Genomic DNA, 21699 nt, shown 5'->3' with positions numbered 1-21699 from the left:
AGGTCTTCAGACGCCCCGCGCGCGCTCCGACTTGAACCGCGCGCGAAATTCGGTGAACGTGCCCGCGTCCAGCGCCGCGCGAATCTCGGTCATCAGGTTCAGGTAGTAGTGCAGGTTGTGGATGGTGCACAGCATCGGCCCGAGCATTTCGCCGCAGCGGTCCAGGTGGTGCAGGTAGGCGCGGCTGAAGCCTTCGCGGCCGCCGTCGTTCCAGCTCACGCCCGAGGTGCCTGCGCACGCATGGCAGGTGCAGCTCGGGTCCACGGGCTGCGGGTCGCTCTTGTGGCGCGCGTTGCGCATCTTCAGGTCGCCGAAGCGGGTGAACATCGTGCCGTTGCGCGCGTTGCGCGTGGGCATCACGCAGTCGAACATGTCCACGCCGTCGGCCACGCCCTGCACCAGGTCCTCGGGCGTGCCCACGCCCATCAGGTAGCGCGGCTTGTTCGCGGGCAGCCGGTGCGGCGTGTGGCCCATGATGTGCAGCATCTCTTCCTTGGGCTCGCCCACGCTCACGCCGCCGATGGCGTAGCCCGGAAAGTCCATGTCCACCAGCGCGGCCAGCGACTCCTCGCGCAGGTTCTCGAACATGCCGCCCTGCACGATGCCGAAGAGCGCGTTCGGGTTTTCCAGCCGCGTGAATTCACTCTGGCAGCGCTTGGCCCAGCGCAGGCTCAGCTCCATCGAGATGCGCGCCTCGGCCTCGGTCGTGATGTGGCCCTTGGTGTCGTAGGGCGTGCACTCGTCGAACTGCATCACGATGTCGCTGTTGAGCACGGTCTGGATCTGCATCGAGACCTCGGGCGTGAGGAACAGCTTGTCGCCGTTGACGGGCGAGGCGAACTTCACGCCCTCTTCGCTGATCTTGCGCATCGCGCCCAGCGACCACACCTGGAAGCCGCCCGAGTCGGTGAGGATGGGCTTGTTCCACTTCTCGAACTGGTGCAGCCCGCCGAAGCTCTGCATCACGTCCAGCCCCGGGCGCATCCACAGGTGGAAGGTGTTGCCCAGGATGATCTGCGCGCCCATCTCTTCCAGGCTGCGCGGCATCACGCCCTTCACGGTGCCGTAGGTGCCCACGGGCATGAAGATCGGCGTCTGCACCTTGCCGTGGTTGAGCGTGAGCGTGGCGCGGCGCGCGTGGCTGTCGGGGTCGGTCTTGAGGAGTTCGAAGTTCAGCATCAGGGTTTGGAAAAGTATTTGACGCCGACCAGTCCGTCGAAATGGGCGTCCTGGGTCCAGAGCGTGGCGCTGCGGGCCTGTGCGGTGGCATAGATGAGGCTGTCGGCAAATGGCAGGCCGTTGTCCGCGGCTGCCAGACACAGCGCGGCATCGAGTTCCACCAATTCGCCTTGCTGCATGTACGCCGCAGCGAGAGAGGCAATGGACGTGTCGCGAATGCGGCGCAGGGTTTTGTAGACCTCGTACAAGGTCACCACAGGAACGATCAGCAGGCTCGGGTCGGCTGCTGCGGCCTGGTAGAGCTTGGCCCGGTCCGTGGCGCCAAAGACTTCCAACCAGCACGACGAATCCAGCACCAGCGGCCCAACGGGCGCTTTCACAGGTGTGCGCGCCATCAGAACCGTTCGGGATCGTCGACGATGTCGGTAGGAATGCCGCGCAGTTCGGCTTGCAGCTCCTCGAGCGTTGGCACAGGAATCAACTCGATGGCCTTGCCGTGCCGTATCACGCTGAAACGCGCACCTGGCTCGATCGCCATTTGCTCGCGTATCGCCTGCGGGATCACCACCTGGAATTTGGAAGAGACTGTAACGGTAGGCATATCGACCCTTGATTGGTAAGCGATATTGTATCGATCATCATCCGGTGGCTTTCATGCGCCCCAGCAGCATGGCATCGCCATAGCTGAAGAAGCGGTAGCCATCGGCAATCGCATGCGCATACAGCGCCATCACCCGCTCGTAGCCCGCGAAGGCCGAGACCAGCATCATCAGCGTGCTCTTGGGCAAATGAAAGTTCGTCACCAGCAGGTCGACGTGCCGGAACACGAAGCCCGGCGTGATGAAGATGCGCGTGTCGCCCGCGGCCTCGCCGCTCTTGGCCCACGACTCCAGCGTGCGCACGGTGGTCGTGCCCACCGCCACCACGCGGCCGCCGCGGGCCTTGCACTCGGCAATGGCGCGCTGCGTGGCCTCGGGCACTTCGTAGCGCTCGGCATGCATGGTGTGCTCGGCGATGTTCTCGGTCTTCACCGGCTGGAAGGTGCCCGCGCCCACGTGCAGCGTGACGCTGGCGCGCTGCACGCCGCGCGCCTCGAGCTCGGCCAGCAGGCCTTCGTCGAAGTGCAGCGCGGCGGTGGGCGCGGCGACTGCGCCGGGCACGCGCGCGAACACGGTCTGGTAGCGGCTCTCGTCGTCGGCCGAGTCGGTGTGGGTGATGTAGGGCGGCAGCGGCACGTGGCCGCAGCGCTCCATCAGCATGTAGGGATTCTCTGCGCTGTCGCTCTCGAAGGCGAAGCGGAACAGCGCGCCGTCTTCCTCGGGCCAGCGGCCCAGCAGCGTGGCGCGGAAGCCGCCGACCATTTCCAGCGTGGTGCCCACGGGCGGCTTCTTGCTGACCTTCATGTGCGCGACCACCTCCTGCCCCTGCAGCACGCGCTCGACCAGCAGCTCGAGCTTGCCGCCGGTCGGCTTCTCGCCGAACAGGCGCGCCTTGACCACGCGCGTGTCGTTGAAGACCAGCAGGTCGCCCGTGCGCAGCAGCGAGGGCAGGTGCTTGAAGATGCGGTCGACCGGGGCAGACCCTGTGCCGTCGAGCAGACGGGAGGCGGTGCGTTCGGTGGCCGGGTGTTGCGCCACCAGATCGGGTGGCAGGACGAAATCGAAATCGGAGAGCGTGAAGGCGCGCATGGTGCTTGAGGGCCGGACGGGCCCGTTCCAAGAAAGACGGCCGGCATTGTCCCACGCCCCGAAAACCGGTTCGCCCCATGAGGTTGCGCAGGGTTGCCGAGGCAGAATCGGCGCATGGTCGATTCACAAGCAGCGCGCGTTTCCACGGGAGCCGAACCGGGCGCAGGCACAGACACAGGCACGGTCCACGGCCCTTCCGAAGGCGAGCTGTTCAAGAAGATTCTGGGCAACGCATGGCTCGGCCTGCACCCCGACATCCGCCGCCGCTTCGACAAGAACCCCGCACCGGGCAAGGCGCTGCACTACCTGGGCGCGCTGAGCGAGTTGCGCTGCTCGCGCTTCGGCCAGCTGCTGGGGCACCTGACGCAGCCGATGATCCAGGGCGCGCTCATTCCGTACAGCGACAGCCACTTTCCCGTCGAGATCCAGGTCTACGCCAGGCCGGACGACCCGGCCATCTACAAGCAGCGCATCTACCGCCTGCACGGGCGCAAGCCCATCCAGTTCACCAGCTTCATGCGCGAGAGCGAGCGCGGCGAGGTGCTGGAGTACGTGGGCATGGGCCTGGGCATGAAGCTGGTGCTGAGCGTGGAAAACGGCAGCCTGCATTTCCAGAGCGACGGCTACTTCTGGGACGTGTTCGGCTGGCGCATTCCGCTGCCCGGGCTGTTCACGCCGGGCAAGACCTTTCTCTGGCACCACAACGAGACGCCGGGGCGTTTCAACATCCGCATCGAGATCCGGCACTGGCTGATGGGCACGACCTTCACGCAGGTCGGGGTGTTCGAGGAGGTGCAAGAAGTGCCGAACGTGCCCGAACCGAAAGCCGCCGAATGATCGACACCCATCTGCTGGCCCTGCAGCTCATGGCCGCCCAGGGCGCGCTCGGCGCCTTCGACACGCTCTATCACCACGAAGGCACCGAGGCGCTGCCGCGGCGCGCCACGGCGGGGCGCGAGCTGTCGATCCACGCGACGCGCTCGAGCATCTACTGCGCGCTGTTCCTCGGGCTGTCGTCGTGGGCCTGGCACGGCGCGTGGGCGTGGGTGCTGATGGCGGTGTTCAGCGTCGAGATCGTGCTCACGCTGTGGGACTTCGTGGTCGAGGACGGCAGCCGCCTGCTGCCGCCCACCGAGCGCGTCACGCACACGGTGCTGGCCATCAACGCGGGGGCCTTCATCGCGCTGCTGGCGATGAACGCGGTCGACTGGGCCGCGCAACCGACCGCGATGGTGTGGCAGCCCTACGGCTGGCTCAGCGCCTTCCTGGCGCTGTGCGGTGTCGGCGTGGGCGTGTCGGGGCTGCGCGACAGCCTGGCGGCGCGCGCCATCTTCAAGCGGCAGCGGCAGGCGCACACGCGCGACGAGCAGGCGCCGGTGCGCTTCGGCTCGAAGCCGCAGCGCGTGCTGGTCACCGGGGGCACCGGCTTCATCGGCCAGCTGCTGGTGCGCCAGCTGGTCGCCGACGGCCACGCGGTGACGGTGTGGACGCGCGACGCGCGCTCGGCCGCGTGGGGCTTCGGCGGCGCGGTGCGCTGCGTGCAGTCGCTGGCGCAGGTGCCCGCGGCCGACGACATCGACGTGGTCGTCAATCTCGCGGGCGCGCGCATCCTGGGCATGCGCTGGAGCGAGCGGCGCCAGCAGCAATTGCTGCAAAGCCGCGAAGGGCTCACGCAGCAGCTGGTCGCGTGGATCGCCACGCGCCCGCGCAAGCCGTGGCTGCTGCTGTCGGGTTCCGCCATCGGCTACTACGGCGTGCAGCCGCAGGGCGATGCCACCGAGCTGGCCGAAGACGCGCCGCCCCAGGCCATCTTCATGTCGCGGCTGTGCCAGCGCTGGGAGCAGGCGGCGCACGCGGCCGTGGCGCACGGCGTGCACGTGGCCTGCATGCGCTTCGGCTTCGTGCTGGGGCACCAGGGCTCGCTGCCGCAATTGCTGATGCCGATTTCGCTCGGCATGGGCGGCCGGCTGGGCAGCGGGCGGCAGTGGCTGTCGTGGGTGCACGTGCACGACCTGGTCCGCGCCATGGCGCACGTGTGGCGTACGGCGGAAAACACCGAGGCCCCTGCGAGCGCGCAGGCCTGGAACTTCACCGCCCGGCGCGCTGAGCCAGGAAGACTTCACGCGCGTGGCGGCCGGCGTGCTGCACCGCCCCTGCTGGATGCCCACGCCCGCCGCGCCCGTCAAGCTGCTGCTCGGCGAGCAGGCCGACCTGCTGCTCGAAGGCCAGCGCGTGGTGCCGGCGCGGCTGTTGCACACCGGCTTTCGTTTCGCGTTCCCTGATGCGCGCAGCGCCTTGACGGACCTTTGCCGCCCGCGCTAGAAGCCTTGCCTGTGCCCGCCAAGAAAGCCCCGTCCACCGCCACCGCCGCGGCGTCCGCACCCGCACCCGCACCTGCGGGCCCGCCCGGCACCGGCCTGAGCCTGGTGCAGCGCGCGCTGCGCAAGCTCGGCCTGGTGCGCGACATCGACTTCGCGCTGTACCTGCCGATGCGCTACGAGGACGAGACGCGCGTGGTGCGGCTGGCCGACACGCGCGACGGCGACATGGCGCAGGTCGAGGGCGTGGTCACCGAATGCGAAGTCGTGTTCAGGCCGCGCCGCCAGCTCATTGCCACCATCGACGACGGCTCCGACACCTGCGAGCTGCGCTTCTTCAACTTCTATCCGTCGCAGCAGAAGCAGCTGGCGGTCGGCGCCAAGGTGCGCGTGCGCGGCGAGATGCGCGGCGGCTTCGTGGGGCGGCAGATGATGCACCCCACCGTCAAGGCCGCCGGCACCGCGCTGCCCAACGCGCTCACGCCGGTGTACTCGACCGTGGCCGGGCTGGCGCAGCCGGTGCTGCGCCGCGAGGTGCGCTCGGGCCTGGCGCGCTCGGTGCTCGACGAGACCATTCCGGTGCAGATCGGCCTGCGCGGCGCGTGGGACCTGCGCGCCGCGCTGAGCTTCCTGCACTACCCGACGCCCGACGTGTCCATGGCCGCGCTGGAAGACCACAGCCACCCGGCGTGGCAGCGCATCAAGGCCGAGGAGCTGCTGGCGCAGCAGCTGTCGCAGCTGCAGGCGCGGCTGGAGCGCGCGGCGCAGCGCGCGCCGGTGCTGCCCTCGTCGGCCGAGCCGCTCCCCGCCTCGCTGCATGCGCAGCTGATGGCCGTGCTGCCCTTCGGCCTGACCGGCGCGCAGCAGCGCGTGGGCGAAGAAATCACCGCCGACCTGGGCCGGCCCATTCCCATGCACCGCCTGCTGCAGGGCGACGTGGGTTCGGGCAAGACCGTGGTGGCCGCGCTGGCGGCGGCGCGCTGCATCGACGCGGGCTTCCAGTGCGCGCTGATGGCGCCCACCGAAATCCTCGCGGCCCAGCATTTCGGCAAGCTCGTCGGCTGGCTCGACCCGCTGCTGGCCGAGCGCGGCCTGCGCGTGGCGTGGCTCACGGGCAGCCAGAAGAAGAAGGAGCGCGACGAGATGTCGGCGGCCGTGGAAAGCGGCCAGGCCGCGCTGGTCATCGGCACGCACGCGGTCATCTCGGAGAAGGTGCGCTTCAGGAAGCTGGCGCTGGCGATCATCGACGAGCAGCACCGCTTCGGCGTGGCGCAACGTCTCGCTTTGCGCGGCAAGGCCGGCGGCGACCTCGAGCCCCACCTGCTGATGATGAGCGCCACCCCCATCCCGCGCACGCTCGCCATGAGCTACTACGCCGACCTCGACGTGTCCACGCTCGACGAGCTGCCGCCGGGCCGCACGCCCATCGTCACCAAGCTGGTGGCCGACCACCGGCGCGACGAGGTCATCGACCGCATCCAGTCGCAGATCGGGCAGGGCCGGCAGGTGTACTGGGTGTGCCCGCTGATCGAGGAGAGCGAGGCGGTCGACCTGCGCAACGCCACCGAGACGCGCGACGAACTGGCCGGCACGCTGGGCGAGCCGGTGAAGGTCGGGCTGCTGCATTCGCGCATGCCCACGGCCGAGAAGCAGGCGGTGATGGCCGCGTTCACCGCCAACGAGATCCAGGTGCTGGTGAGCACCACCGTGATCGAGGTGGGCGTCGACGTGCCCAACGCCTCGCTGATGGTGATCGAGCATGCCGAGCGCTTCGGCCTGTCGCAGCTGCACCAGCTGCGCGGGCGAGTGGGGCGCGGCGCGGCGGCCTCGGCCTGCGTGCTGCTCTACGCGCCGGGCGACAGCGGGCGCGTGGGCGAGGCGGCGCGCGCGCGGCTGAAGGCGATGGCCGAGACCGGCGACGGCTTCGAGATCGCGCGGCGCGACCTCGAGATTCGCGGGCCCGGCGAATTTCTGGGCGCGCGCCAGTCGGGCGCGCCGCTGCTGCGCTTTGCCGACCTGGCCACCGACACCCTGCTGCTCGACTGGGCGCGCGAGCTGGCGCCGGTGATGCTGCAGAAGCACCCCGAGCTGGCGCAGCGGCACATCGACCGCTGGCTCGGCACCAAGGCCGAATACCTCAAGGCCTGAAGAGGCTCAGCCCGCCGACTGGCGGCAGGTCAAGTTCAGGCCGGCGGCAGGCCAAGTTCAACCCGCCGGCCGGCGCGTGAACGCCAGGATCAGCCCGAAGCCCACCATCATGCTGCCGCTCACCCGGTTGAACCAGCGCATCGCGCGGCTGCCGTCGGCCAGCCGGCGCATGCGCGCGCCGAGCATGGCGTACAGCGCGATCGCGACCACCTCGAACACCAGGAAGGTCAGGCCCAGCAGCAGGTAGCTCGACGCATACGCGCCCGGCACCACGAACTGCGGAAAGAAGGCGGTGAACACCAGGATGGCCTTCGGGTTGCCCGCCGCCACGGTGAACTCCTGGCGCACCAGCGCGCGCATGGACGGCACGGCCGAGGCCTCGCGCGATTGCACATCGGCCGTGGGCGCCGGCGCGCGCAGCAGCCGAACGCCGATCCACACCAGGTAGGCCGCGCCGATGTACTTGATGACGTCGAAGGCCATCTCCGAGGCCACCAGCACCGCGCCCATGCCCAGCCCGGCGATGGCGATCATGATGGCGAAGGCCACGATGCGCCCGCTGGCCGCGACCACGGCGGGCGACACGCCGTGCTTCGCGCCGTTGGTCACCGACAGCAGGTTGTTGGGGCCGAAGGCCATGTTGATGGCGAAGCAGGCCGGCAGGAAGAGCAGGTAGGCAGACAAGGTCATGGCGTATCCGTCAGCGGAGCAGTGCGGGGAGGAGGCATTATTTCAGCCGACACGCACCACAAGGCAAGCACCATGACCGCGCCACCGGCCCCGGCCTCCCTGAACCCTCCGACTTCCCCGACCTCGCCGAAGTCCCCGACCTTTCGAAAGGCCGTGCAGGCCGACCTCCCCGCCATCGCCGCGATGCTGGCCGACGACGTGCTCGGCGCCGCGCGCGAGAAGCCCGGCGACAGCGCGCTCTATGAAGCGGCCTGGCGGCAGATCGAGGCGCAGCACGGCAACGACGTGTGGGTGGCCGAGCTGCCCGAGGGCGTGGTCGGCTGCCTGCAGCTCATCGTGATTCCGGGGCTGGCCCGCCAGGGCGCGTTGCGCGCGCAGATCGAGGGCGTGCGCGTGGCGTCCACCCACCGCGGGCAGGACATCGGCGAGCAGATGATCGGCTTCGCCATCGAGGCCGCCCGGCGCGCGGGCTGCCGGCTGGTCCAGCTCACCACCGACAAGCGCCGCACCGACGCGCACCGCTTCTACGAGCGCCTGGGCTTCGAGGCCACGCACGAGGGCATGAAGCTCGAGCTGTCCTGATCAGTTGTCGAGGCCGTTCTCGGGCATCTGGCGCGCATACACGGCCAGCACGATGCGCTCGGAGTGAATGAGGTAGTCGTTCAGCGAGGCCGAGCCTTCGGCGAACTTGCCGGCCTCGATGAGCTCGAGCAGCTTGGTGTTCATGTCCACGTAGGGCGCGTGCAGGAACTCCGGGTCCTTCAGCAGGCCGAAGGCCAGCCGCAGCTCCACCAGGATGTGCGCGAACAGCACGTTCAGCCGCTCGCTGTCGGCCAGCTCCACGATGCCCTTGTGGAACTCCATGTTGGCCGTGCCCACGCCCAGCCAGTCGCCAGCGTCGCGGCACTTCAGCGCCGTTTCCACCGCCTCGCGCATGTGCTTCTTGGCCGGGTGCCGCGGGTAGGCCTGCGCCAGCGCCTGGCATTCGATGAGCCGGCGCACCCGGTAGATGTCGATGATCGACGCGATGCTCGGCACCGCCACGAACACGCCGCGGTTGGGTGCGTGCTTGAGCAGCCCCTCCTTGGTCAGCGTGCGGAACACCTCGCGCAGGGTGTTGCGCGAAATCTCGAAGCTGTCGGCCAGCGCGGCCTCCGACAGCCGCTGCCCGGGCGAGAACTCGCCCTTGACGATCTTCTGGCGGATCAGCTCGGCCACCCGGTCGTTGAGCGTCTGCGTGCCGGCGGCCGGCGAGGCGGGGGAAGTCGGGGAAGCCAGTGAATTCATGCCGGAAGTGAAAGGAAGGAAGAGCGGGTAACCGGGGGAACCGCGAGTTTGCAGCAGTTTCGTCCCGGTCCGCCGCAGCTTTCAGGCCATGGCCCCGATGCACCAAACGCAGCCGCGATCAGGGTTTTCATGGGGTCACCGTGGCACTGTTGTTGGGCACACTCACTACGATTGTTCAACAATCTCTAATTAATGAGTGATTCAAACAGTTTTGATTGCTCATTCATTGGCACGAGGTTTGCATCAAGCGGAAGGCCGGCGCTCCCGCGCAAGGTGTCTCTGACTCCATAACGAAAGACCAACATGACTCCTGACATCCCTCATTTGTGGCCGCTGATCGGCGTGGCCGTGATCATTGCGGGCTTCATCCTGCGCTTCAACCCGATGCTGGTGGTGATCGTCACGGCCATCGCGACGGCGGCGGCCGCGGGCTTCGGGCCGGTGGCCATCCTCACGGCCATCGGCAGCGGGTTCATCAAGACGCGCAACCTGCCGCTGATCATTCTTCTGCCGCTGGCCGTCATCGGCCTGCTCGAGCGCCACGGCCTGCGCCAGCACGCGCAGAACTGGATCAGCCGCATCAAGTCGGCCACCGCCGGACGCCTTCTCATCGTGTACCTGGCCGCGCGCGAGCTCACCGCCGCGGTGGGCCTCACCAGCCTGGGCGGCCACCCGCAAATGGTTCGCCCGCTGCTCGCGCCCATGGCCGAAGGCGCCACCGAGACCCGCTACGGCAAGCTGCCCGAGCGCATCCGCCACAAGCTGCGCGCCTATGCCGCGGCCACCGACAACGTGGGCCTGTTCTTCGGTGAAGACATCTTCGTGGCCTTCGGCGCCATCGTGCTGATGAGCACCTTCCTGCACGAGGCCGGCATCGACGTGGAGCCGCTGCACATCGCGCTGTGGGGCATTCCGACGGCCATCGCGGCCTTCATCATCCATTCGTGGCGCCTGCGCCGGCTCGACCAGTCGATCGCCCGCGAGATGGCCGGCGAGAAGGCCCAGGACGCCGTCGCCGCGCCCGTCGCCACCCAGGAAGGCCGCTGATCATGATTCTCTCGATCCAGCACCTGTACATCCTGGTCGGCCTGATCCTCGCGGTCACGGCCATCATGACGCTGACCGACAGGCAGCACCCCAAGCGCTACACCAGCGGGCTCTTCTGGGCGCTGTATGCGCTGGTGTTCCTCATCGGCGACAAGCTGCCGCCGGCCGTGGTCGGCGTGGGCGCCATCGCCATGGCCGTCATTGCCGGGCTGCGCGGCGTGGGCGCGGGCAAGCACCGCGAGCCGACCGCCACCGACTACGCCGCCAGCGCCAGGCGGCTGGGCAACAAGCTCTTCATGCCGGCCCTGGCGATTCCGCTGGTGACGGTGATCGGCACCGTGCTGATGAGCAAGGTGAAGATCGGCGACGCCTTCCTGCTCGATCCCAAGAACACCACGCTGGTGAGCCTGGGCGTGGGCTGCGTCATTGCGCTGGGGCTGGCCTGCTGGCTGACGCGCGAGACCCCCGTGCAGGGCCTGCGCGAATCGCGCCGCCTGACCGACGCGCTGGGCTGGGCCGTGGTGCTGCCGCAGATGCTGGGCATGCTGGGGCTGGTGTTTTCCGACGCGGGCGTGGGCAAGGCCGTGGCGTACATCACCACCAGCTACATCAACATGGACATCCGCTTCGTGGCGGTGGTGGTGTACGTGCTGGGCATGGCGCTGTTCACCATCATCATGGGCAACGGCTTCGCGGCCTTCCCGGTGATGACGGGCGGCGTGGGCGTGCCGGTGCTGGTGGGCGTGTACCACGGCGACCCGGCCGTGATGGCGGCCATCGGCATGTTCTCGGGCTACTGCGGCACGCTGATGACGCCGATGGCGGCCAACTTCAACATCGTGCCCGCGGCGCTGCTGGAGCTGCCCGACAAGAACGCGGTGATCAAGGTGCAGGTGCCGACCGCCGCCGCCTTGCTGGTGGTCAACATCTTCCTGCTGTACTTCCTGATGTTCCGTTGAGGTGCCTCGCATGACCCCTGCCGCCAAGACGCCCCGCGTGCTGCTCGCGGGCTTCGAGCCCTTCGAGAACGACCCGGTCAACCCCGCATGGGAAATTGCCCGCGCGCTCGACGGCTGGGCCTGCGAAGGCGCGGTGGTGCAGGCGCTGCAGCTGCCCTGCGTGTTCGGCCGCGCCATCGACACGCTCGATGCGGCGCTGGCGGGCCTCCTGGAGAAGAAGGCGCCGCTGCCGCTGGTGCTGTGCATCGGGGCGGCGGGCGGGCGCACCGAAATCTCGATGGAGCGCGCCGCGCTGAACGTCGACGACGCGCGCATCCCCGACAACGCGGGTTACCAGCCCATCGACACCGAGGTGGTGCCCGGCGGGCCGGCGGCCTACTTCTCGAGCCTGCCCATCAAGGCCATGGTGCGCGACATGCGCGCCGCCGGGCTGCCCGCGGCCGTGTCGAACAGCGCCGGCACCTTCGTGTGCAACCACATCTTCTATGCGCTGATGCACCGGCTGGCCACCCGGCCCGCGCTGGCGCGCACGCGCGGCGGCTTCGTGCACGTGCCGTACCTGCCCGAGCAGGCCGCGCCGAAACCGGGCGTGGCGAGCATGGCGCTGGCCGCGCAGGTGGAGGCGTTTCGCGTGGGCGTACGCACCGCGCTCACCGTGCGCGAGGACGTGCGCGAGACCGCCGGCCGGCTGCACTGAGCCGCACCGAACCCACATTGACACCAGGGCGCGCGCGACCCGACACCCACACCCACACCGACACCGCGCGCCGGAAAGACAAACGATGAACATCGACTTGAACAGCGACCTCGGCGAAAGCCTGGGCGTGTGGCGCATGGGCGACGACGCGGCCATGCTGTCGCTGGTGAGCAGCGCCAACGTGGCCTGCGGCTTCCACGCGGGCGACCCGGCCGGCATCCTGCGCACGCTGCGCCAGGCCAAGGCGCGCGGCGTGGCCATCGGCGCGCACGTGTCCTACCGCGACCTCGTGGGCTTCGGGCGGCGCAACATGGACGTGGAAAGCGCCGACCTGCGCGCCGACGTGATCTACCAGATCGGCGCGCTCAAGGGCCTGGCCGCCGCGGCCGGCACCACGGTGCGCTACGTGAAGCCGCACGGCGCGCTGTACAACACCATCGCCCACGACGAGCGCCAGGCGCGCGACGTGATCGCCGCCATGCAAGAGGCCGACCCCGCGCTGTGCCTGGTGGCGCTCGCGGGCTCGCCGCTGCTGGGCTGGGCGCGCGCCGAAGGCCTGCGGGCCGTGGCCGAGGCCTTCGCCGACCGCGCCTACACGCCCCAGGGCACGCTGGTGTCGCGGCGCGAGCCCGGCGCCGTGCTGCACGACGCCGACGAAGTGGCCGAGCGCATGCTGCGTTTGGCCGCCGACGGCGTGCTCACGGCCATCGACGGCAGCACGGTGCGCATCGAGGCCGAGTCGGTCTGCGTGCACGGCGACAGCCCCGGCGCGGTCGAGATGGCGCGCCAGGTGCGCGCGCGGCTGGAGCAGGCGGGCGTCACGATCCGTCCCTTCGCCGACAACCTCGAGAGCGCCGCCGCATGACGATGCGCTTCCTGCCGGTCAACCTGAATGCGCTGCTGGTCGAGCTCGACGACCTGCCGCAGACGCTGGCGCTGCTGGCCTCGCTGCGCGCCGAGCCCATCGCGGGCATCGAAGAACTGGTGCCCGCGGCGCGCACGCTGCTGGTCACGTTCCGCCCGGCGGCCATCGGCGCGGACGAACTCGTGAGGCAGATCGGCCAGCGCAGCCTCGACGCCCGCGAGACGCGCGTCGACAAGCGCATCGAGATTGCGGTGCGCTACGACGGCGAAGACCTGGCCGAGGTGGCCGGGCTGCTGGGCATCGCGCCCGAAGAAGTGGTGCGCCGCCACACGGGCAGCGACTACACGGTGGCCTTCACCGGCTTCGCGCCCGGCTTCGCCTACCTTTCCGGCGGCGACGCGAGCCTGAACGTGCCGCGCCGCCAGGTGCCGCGCACGCGCATCCCCGCCGGCGCGGTGGGCCTGGCGGGCAGCTTCAGCGGCGTCTATCCGCAGGCCAGCCCGGGCGGCTGGCAGATCATCGGCATCACGGATGCGCCGATGTGGGACCTGTCGCGCGAGGCGCCCGCGCTGCCCGCGCTCTTGCAGCCGGGCGACACGGTGCGCTTCGTGGACGTCACCGGGCAGCCGCGGGCGGTGCCCGCGCCCGCTGCCGTTCATGTTCCCCAGCCTGTGGTCGCCAACGGCGGCAGCGCCTTCGAAATCCGCGCCGCCGGCCTCCAGGCGCTGCTGCAGGACGGCGGCCGCCACGGCCAGGCGAAGCAGGGCGTGTCCGCCTCAGGCGCCATGGACCGGCGCTCGCTGCAAACGGCCAACCGGCTGGTGGGCAACCCGTCGGACACGGCCTGCCTGGAGATCGCCTACGGCGGCTTCCAGCTCGCCTGCCGCGGCGACGCGGTGGTGGCCCTTGCCGGTGCGGACGGCCCCGTCACGCTCACCCGCGCCGACGGCGCGGCCTGGCCGCTGCCGCGCTACCAGCCGATCGCGCTGGCCGACGGCGACGTGCTCGCGCTGGGCGAGCCGCGCGCCGGCATCCGCAGCTACCTGGCGGTGCGCGGCGGCTTCGACGTGGCGCCGGTGCTCGGCAGCCTCTCGACCGACACGCTGGCGCGCATCGGCCCGCCGGCCGTGGCCGCGGGCGACGTGCTGCCCGTGCGCGCGGTTGCCGCCGGCGCGCTGGTCGGCGCGCCGGAAACGCCGCCGGCGGACCTGCCCACGGTGCAGCAAGAGGTGGTGCTCGACATCGTGCTCGGCCCGCGCACCGACTGGTTCACGCCCGATGCGCTCGCGCTGCTGTGCAGCCAGTCGTGGGCGGTCACGCCGCAGTCGAACCGCGTGGGCATCCGGCTGGCGGGCGAGGTGCCGCTGGCGCGCGCCGTGAATGTCGTTCATGCCGAACTGCCGAGCGAGGGCACGGCCTGCGGCGCGCTGCAGGTGCCGCCCAGCGGGCAGCCCGTGCTGTTCCTGGCCGACCATCCGCTGACCGGCGGCTACCCGGTGATCGCCTCGGTCGCCACCCACCACCTGGACCGCGCGGGGCAGATCCCGGTGAACGCCCGCGTCCGCTTCAACCCCATCGCCGCACCGGGGCCCGCCGCCCCGGGCGCCTCCGGCATTTCGTGAAAGCCTTCCGATGAAAAAACTCCTGATCGCCAACCGCGGCGAAATCGCGGTGCGCATCGCACGCGCCTGCGCCGACCACGGCGTGCAGTCGGTCGCCGTGTACGCCGACGCCGACCTGAACGCGCTGCACGTGCGCATGGCCGACGAGGCCTACGGGCTCGAAGGCGACAAGCCCGCCGACACCTACCTCCATATCGCCAAGCTGCTCGCCGTGGCCCGGCGCAGCGGCGCCGACGCGGTGCACCCCGGCTACGGCTTTCTCTCGGAAAGCGCCGCGTTCGCGCAGGCCGTAATCGACGCCGGCCTCACCTGGGTCGGCCCCTCGCCCGCGGCCATCGCGATGCTGGGCGACAAGGTACAGGCCCGCAAGCTGGCGCTGAAGGTGGGCGCGCCGCTGGTGGCCGGCACGGCCGACCCGGTGGGCAGCGCGGCCGAGGTGCTCGCCTTTGCCGAGACGCACGGCCTGCCGGTCGCCATCAAGGCGGCCTTCGGCGGCGGCGGGCGCGGCATCAAGGTGGCGTGGCGGCTCGACGAGGTCGAGGGCCTTTACGAATCGGCGGTGCGCGAGGCCGTGACCGCCTTCGGCCGCGGCGAGTGCTATGTGGAGCAGTTCCTGGACCGCCCGCGCCACGTCGAGGCGCAGGTGCTGGCCGACACGCACGGCAACGTGGTCGTGGTCGGCACGCGCGACTGCTCGCTGCAGCGGCGCAACCAGAAGCTGGTCGAAGAGGCCCCGGCGCCCTTCCTGAGCGACGCGCAGCGCGCGCGCATCCACCAGTCGGCACGCGACATCTGCGCGGCGGCCGGCTACACGGGCGCGGGCACGGTCGAGTTCATGCTGAGCGCGAGCGGCGCCATCTCCTTCCTCGAGGTGAACACGCGGCTGCAGGTGGAACACCCCGTGACCGAGGAAACCACGGGCATCGACCTGGTGATCGAGCAGCTGCGCATCGCCGAAGGGCTGCCGCTGTCGATCACGCAGACGCCGGCGCCGCGCGGCCATGCCTTCGAGTTCCGCATCAACGCCGAGGACGTGGGGCGCGGCTTTCTGCCGGCGCCGGGGCCGGTGAAGGTGTTCGACGCGCCCTCGGGCCCGGGCGTGCGCGTGGACACGGGCGTGGACGCGGGCTCGCAGGTGCCGGGCACCTTCGACTCGCTGATGGCCAAGCTCATCGTCACCGGCGCCACGCGCGAGCAGGCGATGGCGCGCGCGCGCCGTGCGCTGAAGGAGTTCCGCATCGAAGGCCTGCCCACGGTGCTGCCGTTTCACCGCGCGGTGATGGCGCACCCGGACTTCGTCTCGGCCGATGCCTTCAAGGTGCACACGCGCTGGATCGAGACCGACTTCGCCAATGGCGAGGCCGCGGCCATGCGCCCGGACCCGCTGCCCGACACCGCGCTGCTGCGCACCGCGATCGAGGTGGACGGCAAGCGCATGGCGCTGGGCCTGCCGGCGGTGCTGCTGAGCGGGTTGTCAGCCGCCGCGGGAACGCCGGGCATCGCATCCGCTGATGCGCCGGCAGTCGACGCCGCCGCCGTGGCCGCGCCCGTGTCGGGCACGCTGCAGGGCTGGAAGGTGGCCGACGGCGACGAGGTGGCGCAGGGCGCCGTCGTCGCGGTGATGGAGGCCATGAAGATGGAAATGCAGGTGGTCGCGCACCGCGCGGGGCGCATCGCATTCTCGGTCGCGGCGGGCGGCTACGTGGCGGCCGGGGCCACGCTCGCGACCATCCGCTGAGGTCGGCTGATGTGAGCAGCCATCGGCATCGCTGCCGGTGGCACCGCACTCCCTCTTTCGACAACCGCGAAACGGTTAACTTTTGTTTCAAACCTGCGTATGATCTTCGGGTTTTTCCCTGCATTTCTGAGCAACACATCCATAGATCGCTTCAAGCATCGACAAGGCAACCAAGAAGGCAAGTCGAGGGGGGATGGCTCTCTGTGCAGTTTCTTCTGGTCGATGAATGCCGGTGTGCAAGATGCAAGACGCGTGGACGGATGGGGAGAGGGGCGGGGCCAAGGCCCCCATAGAGCCTGACAACGAGGGGGCGGCGCGCGACAGCGCCTTCTCCACGCTGACGCTCGACGCGCAAGGCCGCGTGCTGCGGGCCGACAGGCACTTTTTGCGCGCCTGGGGCTACACGCCCGAGGAGTTGCAGGGGCGCGATCTTCTGGACATCGGCCCCGGCGACGGGCTGGCCGACAACTGGGACGGCAACAGGGGCGACAACGGGGACGGCAACTGGGCCGGAATCTGGGCCGATGTGCTGCGCGGCGAGCAGCGCATCGTCGAGCGGCTGCGGCTGCACAAGGACGGCACGCGGCGCTGGATCCAGGCCTTCTACTCGGCCGTCGCCGACGCCCACGGCGTGGTGCGCCAGGTGGTGGAAACCTCGAGCGACATTTCTTCTCGCGTGCTCAAGGCCGCTGACGACCGCGGCCAGATCGAGGCCATCAACGTGTCGCAGGCGGTGGTGCAGTTCGCGCTCGACGGCACCGTGCTCGACGCCAACGCGCGCTTTCTCGACGCCATGGGCTACCGGCTGGACGAGGTGGCGGGGCGCCACCACCGCATGTTCGTCGACGCGGCCCATGCGCGCAGCGCCGAGTACGCCGCCTTCTGGGCCAGGCTGGCCAGCGGCAAGCACCATGCGGCGGAGTACCGGCGCCTGGGCAAGGACGGCCGCGAGGTCTGGCTGCAGGCCACCTACAACCCGATCTTCGACCCCGCGGGCCGCGTGCTGAAGGTGGTCAAGTACGCCACCGACACCACGCAGGAAAAGCTGCGCCAGGCCGACTTCCAGAGCCAGATCGTGGCCATCAACAAGTCGCAGGGCGTGATCACCTTCCGCGTGGACGGCACCATCCTGGGCGCCAACGCGAACTTTCTCGCCACCTTCGGCTATGCGCTGGAGGAGATGGTGGGCCGCCACCACCGCATGCTGATGGAGCCCGGCGTGGCCGACACCGAGGCCTATGCGCAGTTCTGGCAGACGCTGCGCTCGGGCAAGTTCGTATCGGGGCGGCACAAGCGCATCGGCAAGGACGGCCGCGAGCTGTGGCTGCAGGCCTCGTACAACCCGGTGTACGACCTGAACGGCAAGCTCACGCGCATCATCAAGTTCGCCAGCGACGTCACCTCCGACGTGGCGCTGGCCCAGGCCTTCGAGGACGCGCAGCGCCAGGCCCAGCACGACGCGGCCACCTCGCTGCCCAACCGCACGCGGCTGTCGGCCTTCATGGCCTCCGCGCTCACGCATCCGCAGGCGCGGCTGGTGGTGCTGTACCTGGACCTGGACCGCTTCAAGCCCATCAACGACACCTACGGCCACCCGGTGGGCGACAAGGTGCTGGGCGAGGTGGCCGACCGGCTGCGCCGCTCGCTCAAGAGCGACCAGCTGGCCGCGCGCATCGGCGGCGACGAGTTCGTGATTGCCGCGCCCAACCTCGCCGACGAGGAAATCGACGCCTACTGCCAGCAGCTGCTGGAGGCCATCGGCGCGCCCATTCGCAACGACGTGGGCGACCTGGAGGTGGGTGCTTCGATTGGCGTGGCGGTGTCGCCGGCCGACGGCACAACGCCCGACGAGCTGCTGCGCTCGGCCGACACCGCGCTCTACCGCTCCAAGCACAACGGGCGCAACACCTACTGCTTCTTCGCCAACGAGATGAACGACCGGGTCACGGCCAACCGCCGGCTGATCGAGGAGATGCGCCTGGGCATCGCGGCCGGCGAGTTCTACCTGGACTTTCAGCCGCGCTTCGACACGCGCACGCAGTCGATCCGCAGCGCCGAGGCGCTGGTGCGCTGGGCGCATCCGCAGCGCGGGCGCATCGGGCCGGACGACTTCATTCCGCTCGCCGAGAAAAGCGGCCTCATCCTGCCGCTGGGCGACTGGGTGCTGCAGACCGCCTGCGAGGCCGCGGTGCAGTGGCCGGAGATCGGCGTGTCGGTGAACGTGTCGCCGGTGCAGTTCCGCGACGGCCGGCTGGTGCAGCGCGTGAGGGACGCGTTGCGCAGCGCCGGCCTCGCGCCCGAGCGGCTGGAGATCGAGATCACCGAGGGCGTGCTGATGGACGACGCCGAGGGCGCCGGCCTGGTGCTGCGCGAGCTCAAGGCCATGGGCGTGAAGCTGGCCATCGACGACTTCGGCACCGGCTACGCGTCGCTGAGTTCGCTGCGCAGCTTTCCGTTCGACGTCATCAAGATCGACCGCCGCTTCATCGCCGACATCGAGCAGCGCGACGGCAGCCGCGACGTGGTGAAGGCCATCCTGGCACTGGGCAAGGCGCTGGGCCTGTCGGTGACGGCCGAGGGGGTGGAAACCGACGGGCAGCTGCAGACGCTGATCGAAGACCACTGCGCGGAGGTGCAGGGCTTCTTGCTGGGGCGGCCGATGACGGCGCCGATGCTGGTGGGGATGGTGGAAGAGGAGGAAGCCGTGGAAGACAGGGAAGCCGTGGGCTGACCGTGGGTTGGGCCGAGGGTTACGGCGCTTTGCAGGGCCTTCCGGCCCCGGCCCGGCCCGGTCGGGGGCCCCTTGCGCATAATTGACGCAAGCTATGACTCTCACCGAACTCAAATACATCGTCGCAGTAGCCCGCGAACGGCACTTCGGCAAGGCGGCCGAGGCCTGCTACGTTTCCCAGCCGACCCTCTCGGTCGCCATCAAGAAGCTGGAGGACGAGCTGGAGGTCAAGCTCTTCGAGCGCAGCGCCGGCGAAGTGACCGTCACGCCGCTGGGCGAGCAGATCGTGCAGCAGGCGCAAAGCGTGCTCGACCAGGCCGCCAGCATCAAGGAGATCGCCAAGCGCGGCAAGGACCCGCTGGCCGGCCCGCTGAACCTGGGCGTGATCTACACCATCGGGCCGTACCTGCTGCCCGACCTGGTGCGCCAGGTGATCTCGCGCACGCCGCAGATGCCGCTGGTGCTGCAGGAGAACTTCACCGTCAAGCTGCTGGAGATGCTGCGCGCCGGCGAGATCGACTGCGCCATCATGGCCGAGCCCTTTCCCGACACCGGCCTGGCCATGGCACCGCTGTACGACGAGCCCTTCATGGCCGCGCTGCCCACCAAGCACAAGTTCGCCGACCGCGAGTCGATCACGTCCGAGGAGCTGCAGAGCGAGACCATGCTGCTGCTGGGCACGGGCCACTGCTTTCGCGACCACGTGCTCGAGGTGTGCCCGGAGTTCGCGCGCTTCTCCAGCAATGCCGAAGGCATCCGCAAGAGCTTCGAGGGCTCGTCGCTGGAAACCATCAAGCACATGGTGGCCTCGGGCATGGGCGTGACGCTGGTGCCGCGGCTGTCGGTGCCGGCCGAGGCGCTCAAGCCCAAGGGCAAGGGCCGCGGCAGCTCCGAGCAGATGGTGCGCTACCTGCCCGTGCGCGACGCGCAGGACCGCGAGCCGCCCACGCGCCGCGTGGTGCTCGCGTGGCGGCGCACCTTCACGCGCTACGAGGCCATCGCGGCGCTGCGCAACGCCATCTATGCGTGCGAGCTGCCGGGCGTGAAGCGGCTGTCCTAGCACTTTGCGGGGTCGGCCTACGCGCCGTGCGTTTTGCATCGTTGATCGCTGGGATAGAGTCTCGCTGTTGCGAAGCCGCCTGCCGGCTTTCAGAATTCCGGTGTTCCCTCCAACTTGAAGAAAGAGCTCTCGCCATGGCCAAAGCCCCGAAGAAATCGTCGCCTGCTTCCTCCGCCGGCAAGGTGCCCAAGAAGGGCGGCGCGGTGGTCGCGCAGGAGTCCGGCAGCCGCAACGCGCCGATCATCAACATCGGCATCGAGCGCCAGGACCGCGCCGCCATCGCCGAAGGCCTGAGCCGCGTGCTGGCCGACACCTACACGCTGTACCTCACCACGCACAACTTCCACTGGAACGTGACGGGCCCGCACTTCAACTCGCTGCACGCGATGTTCATGGGCCAGTACACCGAGCTGTGGGGCGCCACCGACGTGCTGGCCGAGCGCATTCGCGCCCTGGGCCACTACGCGCCGGGCTCGTACGCCGAGTTCAGCAAGATCGCCACCGTGCCCGACGTGCCGCAGACCCCGCCCAAGGCGATGGAAATGGTGCGCATCCTGGTGAAGGGTCACGAGACGGTGTCGCGCATTGCGCGCGAATTCATTCCGGTGGCCGAGGAAGCCGGCGACGACCCCACGGCCGACATGCTCACCGCGCGCTGCACGGTGCACGACCAGACGGCGTGGATGCTGCGTTCGCTGCTCGAAGACTGAGCCGAGCGCCTTGCATCCCTGACACGAGCGGCACAATAGCCGCTCTTTTTTTGCCCCCCGCAATCCCGCGCCCGCCTTCAGTAGCCACCGCAATGCTCGCCCGCCGTTTCGCGCTGTACCTCGACCTGATCCGCTGGAACCGGCCCGCCGGTTGGCTGCTGCTGCTGTGGCCCACGCTGGGCGCGCTGTGGTTCGCGGCCGGCGGCTGGCCCGGCTGGCACCTGGTGGTGGTGTTCACGCTGGGCACCTTCCTCATGCGCAGCGCGGGCTGTTGCATCAACGACGTGGCCGACCGCGACTTCGACCGCCACGTGAAGCGCACCGCGCAGCGGCCCGTCACCAGCGGCGCCATCTCCGTCAAGGAGGCGCTGGGGCTCGGCGCGGTGCTGGCGCTGGTGGCCTTCGCCCTGGTGCTGACCACCAACCGGCTGACGGTGCTGTGGTCTTTCGCGGCACTGGCCATCACGCTGATCTATCCCTTCGCCAAGCGCTTCGTGTCGATTCCGCAGGCGGTGCTGGGCATTGCCTTCAGCTTCGGCATTCCGATGGCCTTCACGGCGGTGCAGTCGACGGTGCCGGTGCTGGTGGCGTGGCTGCTGGCGGGCAATTTGTTCTGGGTGCTGGCCTACGACACCGAGTACGCGATGGTCGACCGCGACGACGACCTGAAGATCGGCATGAAGACCTCGGCCATCACCTTCGGGCGCCTCGACGTGGCGGCGGTGATGACGAGCTACGCGATCTTCCTGGCGATCTGGGGCTGGGCCGGCGTCGCGCACGGGCTGGGCCTGCTGTTCTACGCGGGCATCGCCCTGGCGACGGCGCAGGCCGCGTGGCATTGGCGGCTGATTCGCGAGCGCACGCGCGAGGGCTGTTTCAAGGCCTTCCGGCTGAACCACTGGCTGGGCTTCACCGTGTTCGCCGGCATCGTCGCCGGCTACGTGGTGCGCTGAGGCGTCG

At 69.6% G+C, this 21699-nt stretch carries 20 protein-coding genes and 1 pseudogene; 15 read left to right on the top strand and 6 right to left on the bottom strand.

The genetic code is table 11. From position 1 onward, the window contains the following. Window positions 1-6: 6 nt before the first annotated feature. From tgt to queA, 4 genes are read right to left on the bottom strand one after another with little or no spacing between them, the layout of a single operon-like run. The gene (gene tgt / locus QTI51_RS29800) at window positions 7-1179 is read right to left on the bottom strand and encodes a tRNA guanosine(34) transglycosylase Tgt (protein ID WP_116910304.1); all 1173 of its coding nucleotides are present in this window, start codon (window positions 1177-1179) and stop codon (window positions 7-9) included. Continuing rightward, window positions 1179-1574: a type II toxin-antitoxin system VapC family toxin gene (locus QTI51_RS29795; RefSeq protein WP_116910303.1), complete on the bottom strand. Its 396-nt coding sequence runs from the start codon at window positions 1572-1574 to the stop codon at window positions 1179-1181. Before QTI51_RS29795 ends, tgt begins: the two co-directional genes overlap by 1 nt. Further along, window positions 1574-1780 (bottom strand): AbrB/MazE/SpoVT family DNA-binding domain-containing protein, encoded by a 207-nt coding sequence (locus QTI51_RS29790; RefSeq protein WP_116910302.1) that lies wholly within the window; start codon window positions 1778-1780, stop codon window positions 1574-1576. Before QTI51_RS29790 ends, QTI51_RS29795 begins: the two co-directional genes overlap by 1 nt. Before the next feature lie 37 nt (window positions 1781-1817). After that, a complete protein-coding gene (gene queA, locus QTI51_RS29785; protein ID WP_116910301.1) occupies window positions 1818-2867 on the bottom strand; it encodes a tRNA preQ1(34) S-adenosylmethionine ribosyltransferase-isomerase QueA in 1050 nt (349 codons plus the stop codon). Between the two features lie 114 nt (window positions 2868-2981). Here queA and QTI51_RS29780 point away from each other — a divergent pair, with 114 nt between their 5' ends. From QTI51_RS29780 to recG, 4 genes and pseudogenes are all read left to right on the top strand, one after another. Next, window positions 2982-3704 carry a DUF4166 domain-containing protein gene (locus tag QTI51_RS29780; protein ID WP_286517101.1) on the top strand — a complete coding sequence of 241 codons (723 nt, stop codon included), beginning with the start codon at window positions 2982-2984 and terminating at the stop codon, window positions 3702-3704. Further along, window positions 3701-4867: pseudogene (locus QTI51_RS29775) on the top strand (NAD-dependent epimerase/dehydratase family protein); the annotation flags it as partial. The gene QTI51_RS29780 and the pseudogene QTI51_RS29775, both read left to right, overlap by 4 nt. A 160-nt stretch (window positions 4868-5027) precedes the next feature. Then, window positions 5028-5189 (top strand): DUF1731 domain-containing protein, encoded by a 162-nt coding sequence (locus tag QTI51_RS39105; RefSeq protein WP_503011555.1) that lies wholly within the window; start codon window positions 5028-5030, stop codon window positions 5187-5189. Window positions 5190-5200: 11 nt separating this feature from the next. Then, entirely contained in the window at window positions 5201-7333 is a 2133-nt protein-coding gene (recG, locus tag QTI51_RS29770) for an ATP-dependent DNA helicase RecG (RefSeq protein ID WP_116910498.1), read from the top strand. 57 nt (window positions 7334-7390) lie between these two features. Here the strand turns inward: recG and QTI51_RS29765 are convergent, their stop codons facing one another. Continuing rightward, a complete protein-coding gene (locus QTI51_RS29765) occupies window positions 7391-8023 on the bottom strand; it encodes a LysE family translocator (RefSeq protein ID WP_116910299.1) in 633 nt (210 codons plus the stop codon). 183 nt (window positions 8024-8206) lie between these two features. Between QTI51_RS29765 and QTI51_RS29760 the strand changes: the two genes are divergently transcribed. Next, the gene (locus tag QTI51_RS29760; protein WP_286517121.1) at window positions 8207-8605 is read left to right on the top strand and encodes a GNAT family N-acetyltransferase; all 399 of its coding nucleotides are present in this window, start codon (window positions 8207-8209) and stop codon (window positions 8603-8605) included. Here QTI51_RS29760 and QTI51_RS29755 read toward each other — a convergent pair whose 3' ends face one another. Then, on the bottom strand, window positions 8606-9310 hold the full coding sequence (locus QTI51_RS29755; RefSeq protein WP_116910297.1) for a GntR family transcriptional regulator: 705 nt from the start codon (window positions 9308-9310) through the stop codon (window positions 8606-8608). A gap of 303 nt (window positions 9311-9613) precedes the next feature. On the opposite strand from QTI51_RS29755, the gene QTI51_RS29750 reads away from it, so the two are divergent. From QTI51_RS29750 to ubiA, 10 genes are all read left to right on the top strand, one after another. Continuing rightward, window positions 9614-10357: a DUF969 domain-containing protein gene (locus tag QTI51_RS29750; protein ID WP_116910296.1), complete on the top strand. Its 744-nt coding sequence runs from the start codon at window positions 9614-9616 to the stop codon at window positions 10355-10357. Window positions 10358-10359: 2 nt separating this feature from the next. Then, window positions 10360-11316, top strand: coding sequence for a DUF979 domain-containing protein (locus QTI51_RS29745; protein WP_116910295.1), 957 nt, complete (start codon window positions 10360-10362; stop codon window positions 11314-11316). A gap of 10 nt (window positions 11317-11326) precedes the next feature. Continuing rightward, window positions 11327-12013: a pyroglutamyl-peptidase I gene (gene pcp, locus QTI51_RS29740; RefSeq protein WP_116910294.1), complete on the top strand. Its 687-nt coding sequence runs from the start codon at window positions 11327-11329 to the stop codon at window positions 12011-12013. Window positions 12014-12098: 85 nt separating this feature from the next. Beyond that, window positions 12099-12878, top strand: coding sequence for a LamB/YcsF family protein (locus tag QTI51_RS29735; RefSeq protein WP_116910293.1), 780 nt, complete (start codon window positions 12099-12101; stop codon window positions 12876-12878). Between the two features lie 2 nt (window positions 12879-12880). Further along, complete coding sequence (locus QTI51_RS29730) at window positions 12881-14500, top strand: 5-oxoprolinase subunit B/C family protein (RefSeq protein WP_116910292.1); 1620 nt, start codon at window positions 12881-12883, stop codon at window positions 14498-14500. 10 nt (window positions 14501-14510) lie between these two features. After that, a complete protein-coding gene (locus QTI51_RS29725; RefSeq protein ID WP_116910291.1) occupies window positions 14511-16238 on the top strand; it encodes an acetyl/propionyl/methylcrotonyl-CoA carboxylase subunit alpha in 1728 nt (575 codons plus the stop codon). 241 nt (window positions 16239-16479) lie between these two features. After that, window positions 16480-18969, top strand: coding sequence for a sensor domain-containing protein (locus QTI51_RS29720; RefSeq protein ID WP_165840359.1), 2490 nt, complete (start codon window positions 16480-16482; stop codon window positions 18967-18969). A 94-nt stretch (window positions 18970-19063) separates the two neighbouring features. Beyond that, a complete protein-coding gene (locus tag QTI51_RS29715) occupies window positions 19064-20029 on the top strand; it encodes a LysR substrate-binding domain-containing protein (RefSeq protein WP_116910289.1) in 966 nt (321 codons plus the stop codon). Window positions 20030-20163: 134 nt separating this feature from the next. Beyond that, a complete protein-coding gene (locus tag QTI51_RS29710) occupies window positions 20164-20739 on the top strand; it encodes a Dps family protein (RefSeq protein ID WP_116910288.1) in 576 nt (191 codons plus the stop codon). 92 nt (window positions 20740-20831) lie between these two features. After that, window positions 20832-21692, top strand: coding sequence for a 4-hydroxybenzoate octaprenyltransferase (ubiA, locus tag QTI51_RS29705; protein ID WP_116910287.1), 861 nt, complete (start codon window positions 20832-20834; stop codon window positions 21690-21692). Window positions 21693-21699 lie beyond the last annotated feature (7 nt).

The organism is Variovorax sp. J22G73 (genome assembly GCF_030317035.1).
GTDB lineage: Bacteria > Pseudomonadota > Gammaproteobacteria > Burkholderiales > Burkholderiaceae_C > Variovorax.
Note: the sequence above shows the minus strand (reverse complement) of the source record. Positions and strands in the feature narration are given on the sequence as shown.